Source organism: Thermincola sp. GK-1, from assembly GCF_059412445.1.
Map to the genome: position 1 here is coordinate 14,665 of NZ_JBSQAT010000023.1, position 17,254 is coordinate 31,918.

At 38.2% G+C, this 17,254-nt stretch carries 18 protein-coding genes and 2 pseudogenes; 18 read left to right on the forward strand and 2 right to left on the reverse strand.

Going from position 1 to position 17,254, the window contains the following annotated elements:
• Window positions 1-4 precede the first annotated feature (4 nt).
• The 7 genes from ACSNJE_RS14660 (at window position 5) to ACSNJE_RS14690 (ending at window position 7,055) form a co-directional block, all read left to right on the forward strand.
• On the forward strand, window positions 5-634 hold the full coding sequence (locus ACSNJE_RS14660; RefSeq protein WP_495252958.1) for an accessory gene regulator ArgB-like protein: 630 nt from the start codon (window positions 5-7) through the stop codon (window positions 632-634).
• Window positions 635-648: 14 nt separating this feature from the next.
• On the forward strand, window positions 649-1,374 hold the full coding sequence (locus tag ACSNJE_RS14665) for a LytR/AlgR family response regulator transcription factor (RefSeq protein ID WP_495252959.1): 726 nt from the start codon (window positions 649-651) through the stop codon (window positions 1,372-1,374).
• Window positions 1,375-1,490: 116 nt separating this feature from the next.
• Window positions 1,491-1,709 (forward strand): hypothetical protein, encoded by a 219-nt coding sequence (locus ACSNJE_RS14670; RefSeq protein ID WP_495252960.1) that lies wholly within the window; start codon window positions 1,491-1,493, stop codon window positions 1,707-1,709.
• 1,261 nt (window positions 1,710-2,970) lie between these two features.
• A complete protein-coding gene (locus tag ACSNJE_RS14675) occupies window positions 2,971-4,371 on the forward strand; it encodes a radical SAM protein (RefSeq protein ID WP_495252961.1) in 1,401 nt (466 codons plus the stop codon).
• Window positions 4,372-4,445: 74 nt separating this feature from the next.
• A complete protein-coding gene (locus ACSNJE_RS14680) occupies window positions 4,446-5,309 on the forward strand; it encodes an ABC transporter ATP-binding protein (protein WP_495252962.1) in 864 nt (287 codons plus the stop codon).
• Window positions 5,293-5,949, forward strand: a complete 657-nt coding sequence (locus tag ACSNJE_RS14685; RefSeq protein WP_495252963.1) for an ABC-2 transporter permease — start codon at window positions 5,293-5,295, stop codon at window positions 5,947-5,949. Before ACSNJE_RS14680 ends, ACSNJE_RS14685 begins: the two co-directional genes overlap by 17 nt.
• Before the next feature lie 620 nt (window positions 5,950-6,569).
• Window positions 6,570-7,055, forward strand: coding sequence for a hypothetical protein (locus ACSNJE_RS14690; RefSeq protein ID WP_495252964.1), 486 nt, complete (start codon window positions 6,570-6,572; stop codon window positions 7,053-7,055).
• 71 nt (window positions 7,056-7,126) lie between these two features.
• On the opposite strand, the pseudogene ACSNJE_RS14695 reads toward ACSNJE_RS14690, so the two are convergent.
• Window positions 7,127-8,347: pseudogene (locus ACSNJE_RS14695) on the reverse strand (IS256 family transposase).
• A gap of 477 nt (window positions 8,348-8,824) precedes the next feature.
• Here ACSNJE_RS14695 and ACSNJE_RS14700 point away from each other — a divergent pair.
• From ACSNJE_RS14700 to ACSNJE_RS14745, 10 genes are all read left to right on the forward strand, one after another.
• Window positions 8,825-9,340, forward strand: a complete 516-nt coding sequence (locus tag ACSNJE_RS14700) for a hypothetical protein (RefSeq protein ID WP_495252965.1) — start codon at window positions 8,825-8,827, stop codon at window positions 9,338-9,340.
• Between the two features lie 926 nt (window positions 9,341-10,266).
• Entirely contained in the window at window positions 10,267-10,659 is a 393-nt protein-coding gene (locus tag ACSNJE_RS14705) for a hypothetical protein (protein ID WP_495252966.1), read from the forward strand.
• 115 nt (window positions 10,660-10,774) lie between these two features.
• On the forward strand, window positions 10,775-10,999 hold the full coding sequence (locus ACSNJE_RS14710) for a hypothetical protein (RefSeq protein ID WP_495252967.1): 225 nt from the start codon (window positions 10,775-10,777) through the stop codon (window positions 10,997-10,999).
• Window positions 11,000-11,079: 80 nt separating this feature from the next.
• On the forward strand, window positions 11,080-11,376 hold the full coding sequence (locus tag ACSNJE_RS14715) for a hypothetical protein (protein WP_495252968.1): 297 nt from the start codon (window positions 11,080-11,082) through the stop codon (window positions 11,374-11,376).
• Between the two features lie 499 nt (window positions 11,377-11,875).
• A complete protein-coding gene (locus ACSNJE_RS14720; protein WP_013121581.1) occupies window positions 11,876-12,001 on the forward strand; it encodes a cyclic lactone autoinducer peptide in 126 nt (41 codons plus the stop codon).
• Between the two features lie 35 nt (window positions 12,002-12,036).
• Window positions 12,037-12,993 (forward strand): S8 family serine peptidase, encoded by a 957-nt coding sequence (locus ACSNJE_RS14725; RefSeq protein ID WP_495252969.1) that lies wholly within the window; start codon window positions 12,037-12,039, stop codon window positions 12,991-12,993.
• A gap of 227 nt (window positions 12,994-13,220) precedes the next feature.
• Window positions 13,221-13,502, forward strand: a complete 282-nt coding sequence (locus tag ACSNJE_RS14730; RefSeq protein WP_495252970.1) for a hypothetical protein — start codon at window positions 13,221-13,223, stop codon at window positions 13,500-13,502.
• 27 nt (window positions 13,503-13,529) lie between these two features.
• On the forward strand, window positions 13,530-13,967 hold the full coding sequence (locus tag ACSNJE_RS14735) for a putative immunity/bacteriocin fusion bifunctional protein (RefSeq protein ID WP_495252971.1): 438 nt from the start codon (window positions 13,530-13,532) through the stop codon (window positions 13,965-13,967).
• 237 nt (window positions 13,968-14,204) lie between these two features.
• Window positions 14,205-14,618, forward strand: a complete 414-nt coding sequence (locus ACSNJE_RS14740; RefSeq protein WP_474774732.1) for a hypothetical protein — start codon at window positions 14,205-14,207, stop codon at window positions 14,616-14,618.
• Between the two features lie 139 nt (window positions 14,619-14,757).
• Entirely contained in the window at window positions 14,758-15,180 is a 423-nt protein-coding gene (locus ACSNJE_RS14745) for a hypothetical protein (RefSeq protein ID WP_495252972.1), read from the forward strand.
• 360 nt (window positions 15,181-15,540) lie between these two features.
• On the opposite strand, the pseudogene ACSNJE_RS14750 reads toward ACSNJE_RS14745, so the two are convergent.
• Window positions 15,541-16,026 (reverse strand): annotated as a pseudogene (locus ACSNJE_RS14750) (integrase core domain-containing protein); the annotation flags it as partial.
• A 208-nt stretch (window positions 16,027-16,234) separates the two neighbouring features.
• On the opposite strand from ACSNJE_RS14750, the gene ACSNJE_RS14755 reads away from it, so the two are divergent.
• Window positions 16,235-17,119 (forward strand): S8 family peptidase, encoded by an 885-nt coding sequence (locus ACSNJE_RS14755; RefSeq protein WP_495252973.1) that lies wholly within the window; start codon window positions 16,235-16,237, stop codon window positions 17,117-17,119.
• The last annotated feature ends 135 nt before the right edge of the window (window positions 17,120-17,254 follow it).

Below are 17,254 nucleotides of genomic sequence, written 5' to 3' on the forward strand. Positions count from 1 at the left end.
ATAGATGTTGAATATTAACCGTATCGCAGTAAAGACGGGCGTTTATCTGGCCCGGGAATTAAACCTGAACAGGCAAAAAGAAGTTAAAATTATATTTGGTATGGAATTGGCGCTGGCAGCCGTTATCAAAACAATCAGCGTTATGCTACTGGCATATTTATTGGGTGTTTTAAAAGAAACGATGGTATTGGTATTTACAGCCGGTGTTTTTCGCCTGGCATCAGGAGGAGAACATTGCCGGGCTTTTTACCGGTGTTTAATGGGAGGAACGCTGGTTTTTCCTTTGCTTGGAATTGTGGTGAAGACCTTGAATGCAGTAATTAATTTTCAGGTGTACACAGCAGCGATTTATGTCTCTGTTCCGGTAGTTTTTGCTATAGTCTGGAAATATGCTCCCGGTGATACAGAAAATAAACGTATACCGGAGAAAAGGGAAAAAGCCAGGTTTAAAAGGTTGTCCCTATATATCGCCAGTGTTTTCTTTATTGTCGCTGAATTGTTTCTGGTTGCCGGGGTATTTACGGAGTTTGTTTTGGCTATATTGACAGGTCTGGTTTGGCAGGCTTTTACCATAACTCCGGCAGGATATAGGTTTATCGGGGGAATTGACAGTATTCTGCGCCTTTCCAAATAAAGGAGGTAGGGGGATTGGCTTTAGAGGTGCTGATAGCCGATGATGAACAATATGTGGCGGTTTACCTGAAGAAGATTTTTGAGGAAGTGGAAGATGTAAAAGTAGTGGCTATAGCCAGTGATGGTAAAGAAGCTGTAAAAATGGTGGAAAAGTTAAGACCTCAGGTGGTTTGTCTGGACATAGATATGCCGGAAATGAACGGGATTGCAGTGGCAAGGGAATTAGCCGAAGTTTACCCGCAGTTAAATTTTGTTTTTGTTACGGCTTACCCTGACTATGCTTTGGAGGCTTTTGAACTGTATTCCTTTGATTATATTTTGAAGCCATTGGACGAAAAAAGGATACAGAAGACGATAAGGAAATTGAAAGAGAAAGTTTCCAGGGAAGAGGTCAGTAGGGTGCAGAACGACGAAAAGCTATTGATCAAGGTTGAGGGGCGCAAAGTGTTTGCTGATTTTGATGAAATTATTTATTTTGAAAGTTATACTCCCAAGGTTTTAATAAAAACTATAAAGGACGAATATTTAATTAGAAGCAGCATACATGAATTGGAACAGCATTTAAGTAAAGATTTTTTCAGGTGCCACAAAGGATATGTAGTCAATCTGAAATATATAAAGGAGATAATACCATCTGGACGCACTTTTGAGATTTTATTAAAAACCGGAGATAAAGTTTTGTTGAGCCGGGAAAAAGGAAAAGAATTACGCGAGAAATTTAAATATAATTCGATGAATTAAAAATAGCCGTTTCTAATACGGTTATTTTTTGTGGTTAAAAAAGAGGCAAAATTCTTAACAATTACCCATTCAAGGCCTATTATGACCCGTTCATGTAACATTGGTAGAAAAGTCCAGTGGAATTTGATATAAAAGAGCTAGGAAAAGCTTTTTGGGGAGGTGCGCTAGATGTTCAGGCTGCCCAAGACAATGATTTTACGATTCGCTTCAACGATATTGATGTTTGTTGCGGCAACCGGGTTAAATACGACATGCTGGTTGTATTGGTACCAGCCGAAGATGATGGAGGAGTAGAAATTTATATCAAGCCTAAAAAATTATACTTCATAATTTAAGGAGCATTCCTGTAATAAACAAAATTGAAGAGTGAAAAAAGAGTACCTCCAAGCGCAGGCGACTCTTAAAACTAGAATCTGGGAAAAGTCTCTGACTAACTGGGATCGTTTTGGTAGTTTTCTCCTAATCATTGCTCTTTGATAACTTCACATAGCGCAGATAAGCATAGAAACGGTTAACGGGCTAAAAAAGGCAATGGGGAAGAATCCGCATTTCTCAATTGTTTTTTAAGAACCGTGTCGGTTATGCGGTATGTAGTAGACTTTGCGATTATGCGGTGTTATTATTCGACTTTAAGCCAATTTCATAAAGAATACTTGGTTTGACAACAACGACTTGAGCGTCTAGATGTTGGTTTATTGGGGCTAGGGTTGCACGCCGAAACAGTGTTTTTAACTCCGGGTACTGGCGTTCTCTATTTTGTAATCGACCAGAATTCTTTTCAGAGAAAGTTCCACTGAATTTTTTTCAGGCATAAGCTTTTTTCCATGCACGGGAACCACGGGGTGTAACAGTAAAAAGTGTGGGTCCCAATCTGATTTAGTCTTAAAAACGCAGCCATATTTGCCTGGCGAGCAATTTACCAGTTTTGGAATACTTGCTGCGGTCTTTGTAATGAGGACAAGCCACATAATCCGGTACCGTTCCGGGTTAAAACCCCAATTCAGCATAGGTAAGCCCCAGGGGTAAATAGGCGCCATTTTCGTTAACCGACAGAGGAACGGGCAGATTCGGTTACCCTCGTTACGCTTATTAATGTTGACTAGAAGCTCATAATTAAACCAGAGGATAAAATTATTTCCAATTCGATTTTGTGGCGGAACGCAGGTTTGTCAAGTAACGATTAGACTGATTATCTGTAAAAATGGCTAAAAAAAGAACTCTTTCTCTTTATATCGCTTATTTTCGCAATGTGAAGTTGTGGGGGTGTTTAGGGGTGAACCATAAATGCCCAGTTTGAAACCGGTTGAAACTACTGGTTTGAGAGTTTCCAAGAACGAACTTATTTAGAAAGGAGGTGAAAATAATGAACAATCCGACAGTGGCTCCAGCTGACATTGGATGTTGGGCTTGTTTATCCTGCGTTTCCTGTGGTACATGTGGACTTTCACCTGCTGCAATCGGCGTAATAGGTGTAGTTGCTGGCGTATCCGTATAATGACATTTACGTTAATAATTAATGGTAACCTTTCAAAAAATGAAATGAATCTCCCTTACCGTAAGCGGTGGGGAGATTCTAATATATAGGAGGGAAAAAGTATGAAAAATTATTTATATATATATCCAGAATTAAGAATCAAAGAAATTAAAACAAAAACCACAAAAATGTATTTCTTAAATTCACCTGTGTTGGATCATAAACAATTTAAATTAAATGAAACTGCAGTTGAAATAATATCTCTATTTAATGGATTAAAAACATATGATGAGATTATACAAAGTCTCGCTGATAAATATTCGGAATCATTTTCATCAATCGAAAGAAAAGTTAAACCGTTTATGAATCAAATGACAAAACAATATGGTTATTCAATAAAGGAGCAATCAGAACCTATTATCCAAGATGTTATTATATCTAGTTATGAAAATTATTACCCATCAGTAGCTAACATTGAATTGACGAACAAGTGTAATGTGCGCTGTAAACACTGTTATGGTGGGTATAGTGCGAAGAATAAAAAGATGATACCTCTAAAAGATCTTTATAGTATTATCGAATCGTTGGGTGAAATAGGAATATCGATATTAGAATTAACTGGTGGCGAACCCACAATGTATCCATATACCTCTGAGGCTATAGAAAAAGCTTTCGAAGTCGGGATATCTACTGTTATGATCTTAACAAATGGGATATATTTTAGTCAAAAACTCTTAGATACAATTATAAATAATAAGCATAGAATATATGTTCAAATTGATTTGCATAGTTTAAATGCAAAATATTACGATTGGTTTACGGGGTCTAAAAATAATTTACAAAAGGTGAAAAATAATATAGATTTATTAATAAGTAATGGAGTACGTGTTCGTGTTTGCGCTATATTTACGCCCGGAAATGTTCATGAACTTGCAGAAATAGGTGAATGGGCATATAACCATGGCGCTATTAAATATGCACCTTCCGTTGTTGTTGCATTAGGACGTGCAAAAGCAGATGATGCTGATTTATTTTTTCAAAATGAAGAGACTTTAATGGAGTTTAAAAAACAACAAGAGTTGGTCATTGAAAGGCATCCTAAATTTATTCAGGATATAACAGATATGTACGATGCTACAAGAAAAAACTGCGGAGCTATTTGCTCTCAAGTTAGTATTAAGGTAAACGGTGATATTAAATTATGTAATATGGATAGTGGGGAATATTTTGATTTAAAAATGGGCAATGTGATCACTCATCCAATAAAAGAATTATTTGATAATAATAAAGAATTTTTAGAAAAGTTTAGAGAAATTGAACTTCCTATGATAGAAAATGACGATTGTAAAGACTGTGAACAAAAGGCTTTTTGTTCAAATTGTTTATTAAGAGGTATCTTGGGGGCAAGAAAATTGATTGAGACGGGTAGACGGTGTAAATGGTATCAAAAGATTCATCCCATTGTTCAAGAAAGATTCCCACTGTATTATCCAAACAATCAAATTGAAAAAGTGAAAATGTGAGGTTTTTCATATTCAAGCCTGCCTAATGTATGAAGAAAATTTCAATAAAGTCAGAGAGGTTAGGAGAATTAATTATGAACTATTCTCTTGAGATTTATAATTTAACTAAAAGATACCCAGGTTTCACCTTAGACAATATAAATATGCAAATTCCGAAGGGCCGCATAGTTGGGCTTGTAGGAGAAAATGGCGCGGGAAAAACAACACTTATAAGTCTAATATTAAATCAATTAAAAAAAGATACCGGTAATATCAAAATTTTTGGAGAGGACAACGTTGAAAAGGAATATAGGATTAAACAAGATATTGGTTTTTTTGTAGATGAATGTTGTTTTCACTATTGTCTAAATGCAAAAAATATTAAAAGTATCATGCGTTGTATATATACAAAATGGGATGATGCAGAATTCGATTCATTACTCACAAATCTCGGGGTAAATCCTCTGAAAAAAATTTCAGAAATGTCAAAAGGCATGAAAAACAAATTAATGTTGGCAGTGGCAATGTCTCACAGACCTTCACTTTTGATTTTGGATGAAGTGACATCGGGACTTGACCCTATTGTTCGTGATGACATTTTATTGTTACTAAAGGATTATGCACGTCAAAGACAAACAACAGTATTCTTTTCAACACATATTACCAGTGATTTAGATAAGATTGCAGATGATATTGCTTTTATTCATAATGGTAAACTTATTTTTTATGAACCTCTCCAAAAACTCAAAAAAGACTACCTATTATTAAAGTGTTCAAAGGATGAATACCAAACTGTAAACAAAAAAGATATTTTTATTACCTACTGCCGAGAAGATGAATATTTGTTATTAATAAAGAATGATTCAGATCATTTTAAGAACAGGTGTAGCATTCCCACAATTGACGACATTATGTTGTTATATATAAAAGGAGAGTTAGTCCATGATAGGGTTAGTTAAAAAAGATTTACTGCTTATTCTTAAAAGCGTCAGTCCCGCGTATGTTTTTGGAATAATAGCCCCATCTTTTGTTGTTGCACAAAATCCGCAGTTCTTTGCACCAATATTAACTCTTGTAATCGCGTTAACCTTTGCCCTACAGGTTACAACTACTATGTCATTAGATGAAAACGTTAAATGGAGGAAAAATGTAACGGCAATGCCAATTCCCGCTTTTCATGAGGCTGCAAGTAAATATATAGTAACATTGTTACTGGCAATTTTATCATCCCTAATTGTATTAGTATTAGGGAATACAATTGGGAGAAATCTTTTTGCAATAAATATTAATACGATCATTATATATACCTTTTTATGTTTCACTATCGTACTATTGTATAATGCAGTAGTTATACCGGTTTCATATAAATATGGAACTGCCAGGAGTAGATACTTCATCATGGCATTTATGGCGATCCCTATATCGATTCCTTATTTATTAAAAATTTTTGGCTTACATATTAGTATTAAAAAAGTAATTACAAATACTACTTTATTCTGGACGATAAGCATAACTTTAGTTTTAATTCTATTTATAGTTTCACTTTTATTATCAACAAAAATACTAAAAGACTTAGAGAGTGGGAAAATGCTTGGTTAAACTTTGGTAATTCATGTAATCTTTACATCTCACAGCTATAGTGAGATTCCAAGAGGCTACACCGGAAAAAGATAAATTAATTTTAACGACTCGGAGTCGGATTATGGATATCGGGTACCAGAAAAAGTTTACTGCAGACGCTGGTTATTTTAGTGCTGATAAACCCATGTGTCAGGCAAATCGGCTACGAGCCATACCTTATATAGAATGGAGTGTTGTTCTTAATGAGCTTTATTTTATCCCCTCAGAAGATAGTTTTTTTATTCTTATTTGTTACTCTGACAATTATTCTATTTAAATTAAATTCCAAAAAAAAATAATCCTTTGATTTAAATCTGTATCCAGTTTCTTAACCCAATAACGAAAGGTGCTGGCCTTAATCCTGTAAATTTGCCATCTAAGTACACTTTTGCTCTAATCCCAGTCAACCTGGGTTTGTTCACCCAAGTCAGCTGATAAGGGTATAAATTCTTCTGTTTTTTGCTGCTTTAATATCCCTACATACCGGCGGGCTACCCTAAGCCTTTAGAAAATTACGTTTCCTGGGTAATAAACTAAACAGTTTGGACAGGGGCACTATAGTCAGTGCCCCTTATAAAACTTGAGAGGATGAATTGGTTATGGACAATATCCGATTAAGATTGACTCAATTTGGTTTTATCTTTATTTTATTAATATCATTAGTTTTATTAGCTGGTTGTTTCACTAGCGACACATCGGAATCAAAAGACAAAATAGTAGTAACAGACGGAACAGGAACTATAACTAGAATGCCTTTTGAATTAGAAAAAGAGGCTTTCGCTATACTTAATCAAGCAATAACCAACATTGATGGTTCAATCAAAGATGTATCAGGGTTTGATTTTCAAACTGTAGTGTCTGGTGCCAATATAAAAGGAATCCAATTTCACTTCCTAAATTATCAAAATAAAAGAATCGGTAACGATAATATAAAAGCAAATGTTTTTGTGTTAATTCCTAAGGGTAAAGAGACCTCAATAGTTTTTTACAATAATACAAAATTGATTACAGTTTATAAAACGCGTGGTGTTAATCCTGCAGTTGAGAAATTAATTGAAGCTTCTTTTAAAAAACAGACTGAGTAAAAGTATAATGTTTCTGAAAAGACCCAAGCAGTTTGGGCCTGTCAAGAATTTTGTGTAAACCCGTATAACCCCTATTTAAGATAACCAGCTAATCGTTCTTCAAAATATATGGAAAATTGGGCCAAAATTGTACCCCAGTTCTGGATTCGGGTTGTCCACTTCCGGATGACATCCTTCGTTGCCAGGTAAAGCATTTTTAGCAGTGCCTCATCGTTGGGGAAAATGCTTTTTGATTTAGTTACTTTGCGCAACTGCCGGTGGTAACCTTCGATTATGTTAGTTGTATATATTATTTTTCGTATTTCCGGCGGGTACTTGAAGAAAGTGGCTATCTCGTGCCAGTTCTTGCGCCATGATTTTATTGCCAACGGGTACTTAGAGCCCCATTTATTTTCGAACTCATCCAGCATCATTAAACCTTCTTCTTCAGTAGCGGCCTTATAAACCGGCTTCAAATCAGCAGTAAACTGTTTGAGATCTTTGTATGAGACGTATCTTGTTGAGTTCCTGATTTGGTGGACTATGCATTTCTGAATTTCGGTTTCAGGGAAACACGCGGCAATAGCATCGGAAATACCGGTAAGATTGTCCACGCTCATGATAAGTATATCCTGAACCCCGCGGTTTCTGAGTTCATTAAGTACATTAAGCCAAAATTTTGCGCTCTCGTTTTCGCCGATCCATATGCCAAGAACGTCTTTTTTGCCTTCAATGTCTATGCCAATGACCATGTAAGCCGCTTTGTTAACGACCTGGCCTTCTAACCGGACCTTGTAATGAATTGCATCAAGGAAAACTACTGTATAAATTTCCTGTAGAGGGCGGTTCTGCCATTCGCGAATGACCGGTAAAAGTTTATCAGTAATATTGGAAATTAAGGTTGGAGACGCCTCAATGCCATAAATATTATGCAAATGATCCTGGATATCTCTTACGGTCATCCCTTTGGCATACATAGAGATGATTTGTTCTTCAATCCCCGAAACGTCTCTTTGGTGTTTTTTAACCACTACGGGTTCAAATTCACCGTTACGGTCCCTGGGAATATTCAGCTCAATTTCGCCCAAATCAGACCTGATTTTCTTGGTACTGTAGCCGTTTCTGGAATTTGAAGTCTTTTTATCTTTGGTGTTATATTTTGAATAGCCCAGTTCATTTTCAAGTTCGGCTTCAAGCATTTGCTACAGGGTTTTACCAAACATCTCTTTAAGCATGTTCTGAACATCTGCAGCGGTTTTAAGATTACGTGCCTTAATCAACTGCCTGATTTGGTCATCTATAAAAAAATCCATTTACTAACTCCCCCTTGAAAAAATTATATTATGTTCAGGGGGTTTACACAAAATATTTTACAGTCTCGCCGTTACCATTGTTGTTTCTTTGTTCGATATTTGGCTCAAATGAAATGAGACTTGTGTATCATGTAACTTTGCTACTCTGGGTTTACCAATTACGTCGCTAGCGTTAGCAATTCTTGCATTAATTGGATCTGTAGTTATCGCCATAAGTTTTTTCATTTCTCAAAGAGTTCGTTTTTTTCAATATGTAAGTCTGGGTATCTCAGGCATTTCAGCCGCCATTGCTTCTTTTTTGATGACAAGGCAAATAAAACACAGTATCTGCTGGCCTTGTCTTATGACAGATGTCTTGTTTTATTTAATCTTTGTTTTAATGTGCCTAAACATTTTTTATCAGATTAAAGAAAAATTGAATTTGAGGGGAAGTCAGAAAACAATCAATTAATCCAACAAGCACTTAACGATGAAAATGTGAAAGTTCTTTTAAGCGAACTCTCGGTAAATAAGCAGAACGTTTCTAACTCAGTTGCTGCAAATTGGGAGTACGATGGTAAACAAGGAAGGGTTTTGATTCTCACTTTCAAGGCAGATAAAGAACCAGATAAAGAAGTTCAACTTTATTACTTTGAAAGCCAAGGAAAAATAAAAACGGGCGCTGGCATCATTCAAAGCATTAACGGAAAACAGAAAATTGAAGCATATGACGTAGACAAGGGCAAAGTTTACCATGCAGCAACGATAGACGTAGTCAACAAAACACCGAAAATCACCTGGCGGGAAGGTCCTTTCGTGCCATCTAATGCAACGGAAGTGCAAGGGGAAGTGACCGCATCTAGCTCGTCTAGTTGTTCTGAATGTAAAACTTGGTGTAACTATATACTTGGAACCCTGAATTGTAGTATTGGTGGGTTGTTTTTCTGTGCAGCAGCATGTGGTCCTGCAATTGGAATATGCGCGGTTATATCTGTGCCATTCTATGGGGGTTAGTCTGTACATATGGCACTAATGTTGACTGCAACTCATTCTGCACTTACGAAGGCTATTGTCCTTAATATGCTCTCTCTGATAGGAATGACTGACGCGAAAAGAGATACAAAAGTTAGTTCGAGTGCAAAATAATTACTTATACCCTGTGGATAGGAGGCTGGAGCGAGACAACATGCTCCAGTCTCCTATCCTCATGGTGCGCCCAGCATGGGCGTTGTCTCTAGGGTGGAAGTCCCGACCGGTGAAGGTAGCAGTAGCCGTAGCTTAAGACAAGGGTGTCCGTTGCGAGACGGAATCTGAAGGAAGTCAGCGGCAAACCTCCGGCCCGATAAACAAAAGCCACATAAAAGGCTAGCGGCAGTTGGATGAGCTTGCCATTCAAAGCAAAGTCCTTGCTACCGAAGGCTGCCGAGAGTAAATGTGGCGGGTAGATAGAGGAAAAGACAGCGTTCTTACCCGGGGAGACCTGCCGAAAACGCCAATTTCATTGGTAACTTGTGCAGAGATTCACGGCTGAACCGGCAAGAGTCAGCAGAGGACTTAGTGCGTACGTGGCAGCACGCTCATCAGGTGGGTTAAAGTCCCACTGAGTCCCTGACTGGAGGGCTCATATCCGAACCTGGAGGTAATGCCTCAGGGCTGATGCAGTAGCATCAGAGGCTAGGGCGTCCACTGCGAAGTAGAGTCTGAAGGGCTTGGGGAGAAAGTACCAGGCGGGGGTTAATCACCCCCTTCTACTCGATTAGAGATTAACTCGGATGCTCACGGATTGACATATTCAATCTGACTTCACACATATAATGCAATAACTTTAAATGTACATCGTGGGTAAACGCTGACAACAAAGGCTTAAACGAAATTGCAAATTGTAAACAGCCAGGCAGGCATTGTAATAATTTATAGATTAAGTAGGTGGTAATGCTTTGATGAGTATATTACTGTCTCATTTGCTTGTTAACTTTTGTTTAACATTCTTAGTAGCATTTCTTCTTCTGTATCCTTTTCATATTCGTGATTATGATCCTAAACGTCATTTGGAATTATGGTTGTGGATAAGAGCCTTTTTTAAAAATAAGTCTGGAGCTGTTTCGGGAATAATTATGTTTTCAGCGATCGGAATTTTTGAAGCAATCATAATGGGTACTCAAAATATTCCGTTCGGTGTAATTACAGTACTTATCTGGATATCGTTTGTCGGTGGTGTTTTTCGGTACCCTTATTACCTGAAACATAAAAAGCCGGAAAAATATAAAGGCTTCTGGAAAACTATTGGCGAATGGTTAAGCGAGTCTCCTTCTAATGAGGGAAAAAAGAAATAATATCATAAAATAGGGTTACATACAAGAGCTAGAAGCCGCAGCGTTGAGTAAATCATAGACGGTATTACTCACTGACTATTTATTATTGGGGTCGATTTCCTATGGAGGGATTCTTTTGAGAAAATTTGAAGTTAAAGTTTTGTTTGTAATTATATTATCGGCTGCACTGATGAGCTTTCTGGGTTGTTCTGTGACATCTTCCAGTAAAGATTCAGCATCAAAGAATAAATTTATTCCACCCCCGCCTGACCACATAACTCTTTATGTCGTTGGGAAAAGAATTGATCTTAAAAAAATGACCCAAGGTTTAAAAACCTATCAGAAGAAATTACCCGCTTAACAAGAAACATAACCGATGGAGTCGGCGGAAACCGAACATGGCGTCCCGCTGGTTTTGAGAATCAAATGGATTCAATAGCGTTGAAAGATACTGTAATAATACTTGCGCAATGGGAAAAAAAGCATAAAGTCAGCTTAAAACAGAAAGAGATGACCCTGGGAGAACAGGGGTGGGAAGGTAGCCCCAGAGATCAGGAAGGTAATTTTGTGATTGAGACAGACGGGTTCATGGTGGAGATATATGAAAAGAATTTAGATGCTTATTTAGGCTATAAACATTGGCTGACAAAAGAGAAATATTACTGGGCTGGTGCTACCGCAAACAACCTTGATGCCGAGGCTTTATTAAAAATTATAGAAAAAAATAAACATGATTAGATGGTTTCTACCGAAAAATAGACATATAAAATGGCGAATTTCTTCAGTTTTCATAGAATAGCTTGAATTTTTATGCGTACGTTATTATGCGCTTTATTTTAAATCAATGGGTAACTTAAACAAGGCTTATGAATACAATCTAGTTCACTTATTTATAAATGAATACAATTATACAGACTAATGGGTGGAAGATTTTTGGTGATTTTGATGAACTAAAGAAGATGAGTACTCTACTATGGGCAGATATATTAAAAACCGGAGATAAAGTTTTGTTGAGCCGGGAAAAAGAAAAAGAATTACGCGAGAAATTTAAATATAATTCGATGAATTAAAAATAGCCGTTTCTAATACGGTTATTTTTTATGGTTAAAAAAGAGGCAAAATTCTTAACAATTACCCATTCAAGGCCTATTATGACCCGTTCATGTAATATTGGTAGAAAACACCAATAAAATTTGATATAAAAAACTAAGAAAAAGTGAATTGGGAGGTGGACCAGATGTTCAGGCTGCCAAAGACGATGATTTTACGTTTTGCTTCGGCGGTACTGTTGTTTGTAGCAGCCACCGGAGTTAATACGGCATGCTGGTTATACTGGTACCAGCCGAAGATGATGGAGGAGTAGGAGGTATTCAAGGAGGTACGGAAAGGGGGTGAAATATGAGGCCAAACTTAAGAAAGGCAATAACATTTATCCTTGTCTCGGTTTTTCTTTTTTCCCTGGTTCCTTTCTCCACAACATCATTTGCTGCCCACGAAAAGATAAGCGCTGATTTAAAAGGTAAGATTAAAATCATATCCGATTCAACAGTTCCGGTAATTGTCCAAACTAAGCAAGGTTTGAAAGAAAGGCATAAAGACTTTATCCGGAAATGCGGCGGTAAAGTAAAACATGACCTACCCCTGATAAAAGGATTTGCTGCTGAACTGCCTGTTTCTGCAGTAGAAGAATTTGCTAAAGATGAAGAGGTAACCCGAGTCTCCTACGACTCCGAAGTTCATACCTGTTTAGATACGGCAACTGCAGCGATTAATGCTCCGGCCACAGAGTCTTATACAACTGACCCATTGAGCCAGGCGGTAGAAGCGGCCTGGAATGCAGGGCTGGTGGTAGTGGCAGCAGCAGGAAATAACGGTCCGTCGGCAGGGACAATAAACACTCCCGGCATCAACCCGCATATCATTACGGTAGGAGCTGTGGATGACAGAGAGACAGTTGAGACTTTGGATGATGTTATTGCCGGGTTTTCAAGCCGGGGACCAACCATTGACGGTTTAACAAAACCTGATTTGGTGGCACCGGGGGTAAATATAACGTCACTGGCAGCAGATACGTCGTATTTACCCAAAAAGAATAGTGGTCCGGGAGGCAAACCAGGGAGAACGTCAGAAGCAACTACCCAAGGTAAACCTGCGCAAACCACTATCTCCAATTATTATGTTACCATGTCGGGGACATCTATGGCAACCCCGATGGTGGCAGGAACCGCCGCTCTGCTTCTGCAGCAGAACCCAAATTGGACACCGGATGAGGTGAAAAGGCAGATGATGTATGCTGCTGTAAACTTGGGATTTACGCCGAATGAGCAGGGGGCGGGGGAAATGAAAACCATTTAAACTTATTGACTTGTGTGGAATTAAGAACTTGAATCGTTGGTAAAACTCTTGGCTGTTGCAATAAGCCTCAACCGTTGTTTTTTCAGTTTATTTTGTCGGACTCAAGCAATATTCAACATGTAAGCCTGTAATATTGCTGTCATCGGTTTACCAATTAATCAGCTTACATTGGCGATCCTCACATTAATACCAAATCAAAGGAAAAATAAACTTAAGGGGGATTTAGAATGATTAAGATGTTTGATAATTCTTGGAAACGGGTTATTGCGGTTATACTGAGTGTTGTTTTTCTAGCAGCACCAGGGACAGTAGGCTTTGCTGCTGCTGCGTCCAATTTATTTTCTAAAAGTGTCTTCCTTTCTGCAGAAAAATTCTCTCAGGGCTGTCCTTCATGCAAAAATGACATAAATTCGAAAGCTGTTGAGTATGCTAAAAAAATGGGACTTAGTACTGAGTTAGTGGCAGGAGATGAAGCGCAAAGATATCTGGGCTTATTTCAGTCTCAATGACTAAGCAATTTAAGTGAAGAGCTTTCGGTGTATAAAGTTACAAAAGTAAAACCCTATAATTATGTTTACGTATCCGGAGCTTTTAAAGAACCAATGAATAATACAATTTTATATGCAGCCATTAACGGTAATACTGATGAAGTTTTAATGCTAAAAACCGTTAAATATGATGGTGGAGATAGCGTAAGTGTTAAGGATTTTTTAAATAATGGTGCAATAAAAAGTGTTTCTTTCAAAGAAATCAATAAGTTTAATGAAAATTTTAAACAGAGTTTAGACGAGTTTATGAAAAAAAATGACCCTGGATCAGTTACCGCGTTAATTAATTGGTACTCATGGGTTTGTTCATTTGGCGGAATATTGGCATGCGGCACGGGATGTCTGATTTTTGTCGAAGCTCCCCCGGTATACGTTACATGTGACGCGATGTGCAATTACTTCTGGTCTAACGGACTCTGTACTTAAGGGACGAAAAGGCTTAAAAAGCCAATGACGGACGCGGCTGGAGGTAAAATTCCTTTAGCCGTTGCCGTTGCTTGATTACCTGGCTACATAATGGGAGCACCACCAGACGAAAAGCCTCGGAAACAGAACGACAGTTAGGCCTAGCCTGGTGTTCTTGAAAATTTGAGAGGGCTGGCCATCTTCTGCTTGGTTGGCATGTAAGCCAATATTACCTTATTAAAGGGGAGTTGACCATGAGTGAATAATAAAGATGCACCATATGCAAAAATATTGGATTCGGTAGATGCAGGCTTAATATCTGGTGGACTAGGTCTAGGGTTGGCGGCGATAAATAAACATTCGTTGGAATTGCCGTATTTATTCATAGGAATGTCTTCTATTATTTTAGGAGTAGTAATAATTATACGTTGGAGCATCTATTATGCTCATCGAATATCGATCTTAAAATGGCTAACAATAATTTCAGTGGTTGACTTTCTGATGTCTACAGTTCTTTTTTTTAAAGCATCTCTAAATGTTCATGTACAAGAAAGAATTATTTTTTATCTATTAAACGCAATAATACTAATATTATTAATAATAGTTTTTGTAAAAAAAAGAAATAAACTAAATAGTATTAAAGAAGCAAACATAGAAGGATTAAAAAAATAAAAGAGAGAAAGCCAAAAAAGTATGTTGGTATATGGAAGACTTTAGGCGAATGGCTAGGTGCCCCCCAAATTATCGTTCCGCGTTGTAAGAAAAAGGAATAAGATTTTAAGAATACATCTACAACTTATAAAAAGAGAGGATGAATTTAGATGGAAATAGAATAAACAAAATAACCATTCTATCCATTGTGAATACTGTTCTATTAAGTTATACGGCATGGGTTAAATATTCCTTAAAAGGTTGTCCATCATGTACTCATGTGCCTTTTCTTCCAATAAATAGTGTAACTGTGGCTTTAGTAGGGGTTGGTGCCTCTCTTACATTGGCAGTTCTCGGGTATGTTTATTCTAATATAAGTATTTTGAAATATATTGCATTTATCTTAGCCACATTATGTGCAAGTTTTGCTTCTTTTCTGCAAGTGGCTCAATTTTATGGGGCTAAAAACTTTTGTTATTTGTGTTTAACAGCAGCCATTATTTTTTATGCAATTTTTGCTATTCTGTTTTATGAGGTAATCTTCAAAATGGTATGGTTAAAAATGAATCCAACCATTGAATGATTTTTAATATAGGACAAAAAGACGCAGGTAATTTTATTATACTTGAAGGAGGCCAATAGTAAAATTACCAGTTATTCTACAACCGTAGAAAGTTTATTCGTTTTTGGGCAAGAAACACAAACAGTAGTTATACAACAGTTGGTTTAAGAAGTCTGCGAGTGTATAAAATGAATTGTGCTTTTATCCTTTCCCAATATAATTCCTGATAAAATGAAAAGGAAAGGATGGATTGCATTATGAAGAAAGAGAGAAAGTATGACAAGAATCTGATTCGGGAGTTCATTAAGGAGAATAACCTCAAGAGCGCCGAAGATGTCCAGAATGCCTTGAAGTGTACAACTAGGCTTCTAACCTTACACTCTAAGCTGACTTTGATTCCATTTTTTCCAGATATACGGTTATGGTTTCTATGGGGCGTTTGCCCATATTCCGGTAACCTCTGTGGGGCCTTTTGGTATTGTAATGATGCAGCCAGTTATCCAGATCAGCCTGAAGTGCGTCGATGTTATCAAAGAATTTTTCACGGAATGCTTTGCGGAAAAACTCATCCAATACCGTCCTGTTGAATCTCTCCACGAATCCGTTTGTCAGGGGCCGGCGCACTTTAGCTCGGCGGTGTTCTATGTCATTTAAAGCCAGATACAGTTCGTAGGGATGAGTCTCTGTTCCGTTGTACTCCCGCCCATTGTCGGTAATAATTGCAGATATGGAGAGACCACGTTCCCGGTAGAAAGGAATTACATCGTTATGCAAAACTGCCACAGCACACTCAGGTAGTTTTCCGGTATGCAGAAAGCCGAATGCATAACTGCCAAAGGTGTCAACAACCGCCTGAAGATAAACCATGCTTAAAGCCAAAATCTTTTCCACCACTTCAGGCGGCGTTGTTTGAGGATATGGCTTTTATGAAAATGAAAAATCCTCCGTTTTGGTGGCCAGAAAATGAGGCTTAATTTAAGAAAGACTGCGGTATCTGCAATTAACGCTCCGGCCGCCTGGGCTGCGGGGTATACAGGCAAAGGAAGGTATTACTGTAGCTGTTATCGATACTGGAATTTACCCGCATCCCGATCTAACCGAGCCAATCAACCGTATCATTGGTTTTAAGGATTTCGTTAACAAAAAAACATCACCTTACGATGACTACGGTCACGGCACACATGTGGCGGGAATTTTTGCGGGCAACGGGAAAATGTCCAACGGCCAATACAAAGGAGTAGCCCCCGAAGCCAACCTGGTGGGGGTCAAGGTTCTGGACAATACCGGCGGCGGCCGTTCAAGTGACGTAATCGCCGGAATACAGTGGGTTGTGCAAAACAAGACTGCTTATAATATCAGAGTATTGAACCTATCGTTCGGCGCTCCGGCAACGCAATCTTATGCTACCGATCCCCTGAGCCAAGCGGCGGGCGCGGCCTGGGACGCGGGACTGGTGGTAGTGGCAGCCGCAGGAAATAACGGACCGGCGGCAGGGACAATAAACACTCCCGGCATCAACCCGCATATAATCACAGTGGGTGCTGTAGATGATAGGGAAACAGTTGACACAGCGGATGATGTTATTGCCGGATTTTCAAGCAGGGGGCCGACCATTGACGGTTTAAGCAAACCTGATTTGGTGGCACCGGGGGTAAATATAACGTCTCTAGCTTCAGACACGTCGTATTTGCCCAAGAAAAATAGTGGTTCGGGAGGTAAACCAGGGAAAGCCTCTCAAGCAACTACCCAAGGTAAACCTGCGCAAACCACTATTACTGATTACTATGTTACCATGTCAGGGACATCTATGGCAACTTCTATGGTAGCAGGAGCGACCGCTTTGCTATTGGAGCAAAACCATTCTTATACACCCGATATGGTTAAAAAACATTTGTGTAACATAGGAATTGGTCTTGGGTTTGATGCTTATGAACAAGAATGTGGAAAAATTCAGCTTTAGTTTTTAAAAGGAGGTTGTTTTTTATGGCTCGGAAGAGAAAGTTACTTACTTTTGTTCTATATAATGCTCCCCTTTGTCAAGACACGAAAAAAATTTTGTAAGTTATCCTCCTTTCCGTGTTTGTGTGTTTAAGCA

Coding starts and splice junctions, on each gene's coding strand:
- ACSNJE_RS14720 (WP_013121581.1), top strand. CDS start 11,876: ATGTTCAGGCTGCCAAAGACGATGATTTTACGTTTTGCTTCGGCGGTA.
- ACSNJE_RS14690 (WP_495252964.1), top strand. CDS start 6,570: ATGGACAATATCCGATTAAGATTGACTCAATTTGGTTTTATCTTTATT.
- ACSNJE_RS14675 (WP_495252961.1), top strand. CDS start 2,971: ATGAAAAATTATTTATATATATATCCAGAATTAAGAATCAAAGAAATT.
- ACSNJE_RS14660 (WP_495252958.1), top strand. CDS start 5: ATGTTGAATATTAACCGTATCGCAGTAAAGACGGGCGTTTATCTGGCC.
- ACSNJE_RS14745 (WP_495252972.1), top strand. CDS start 14,758: ATGAATTTAGATGGAAATAGAATAAACAAAATAACCATTCTATCCATT.
- ACSNJE_RS14705 (WP_495252966.1), top strand. CDS start 10,267: ATGAGTATATTACTGTCTCATTTGCTTGTTAACTTTTGTTTAACATTC.
- ACSNJE_RS14680 (WP_495252962.1), top strand. CDS start 4,446: ATGAACTATTCTCTTGAGATTTATAATTTAACTAAAAGATACCCAGGT.
- ACSNJE_RS14685 (WP_495252963.1), top strand. CDS start 5,293: ATGATAGGGTTAGTTAAAAAAGATTTACTGCTTATTCTTAAAAGCGTC.
- ACSNJE_RS14725 (WP_495252969.1), top strand. CDS start 12,037: ATGAGGCCAAACTTAAGAAAGGCAATAACATTTATCCTTGTCTCGGTT.
- ACSNJE_RS14730 (WP_495252970.1), top strand. CDS start 13,221: ATGATTAAGATGTTTGATAATTCTTGGAAACGGGTTATTGCGGTTATA.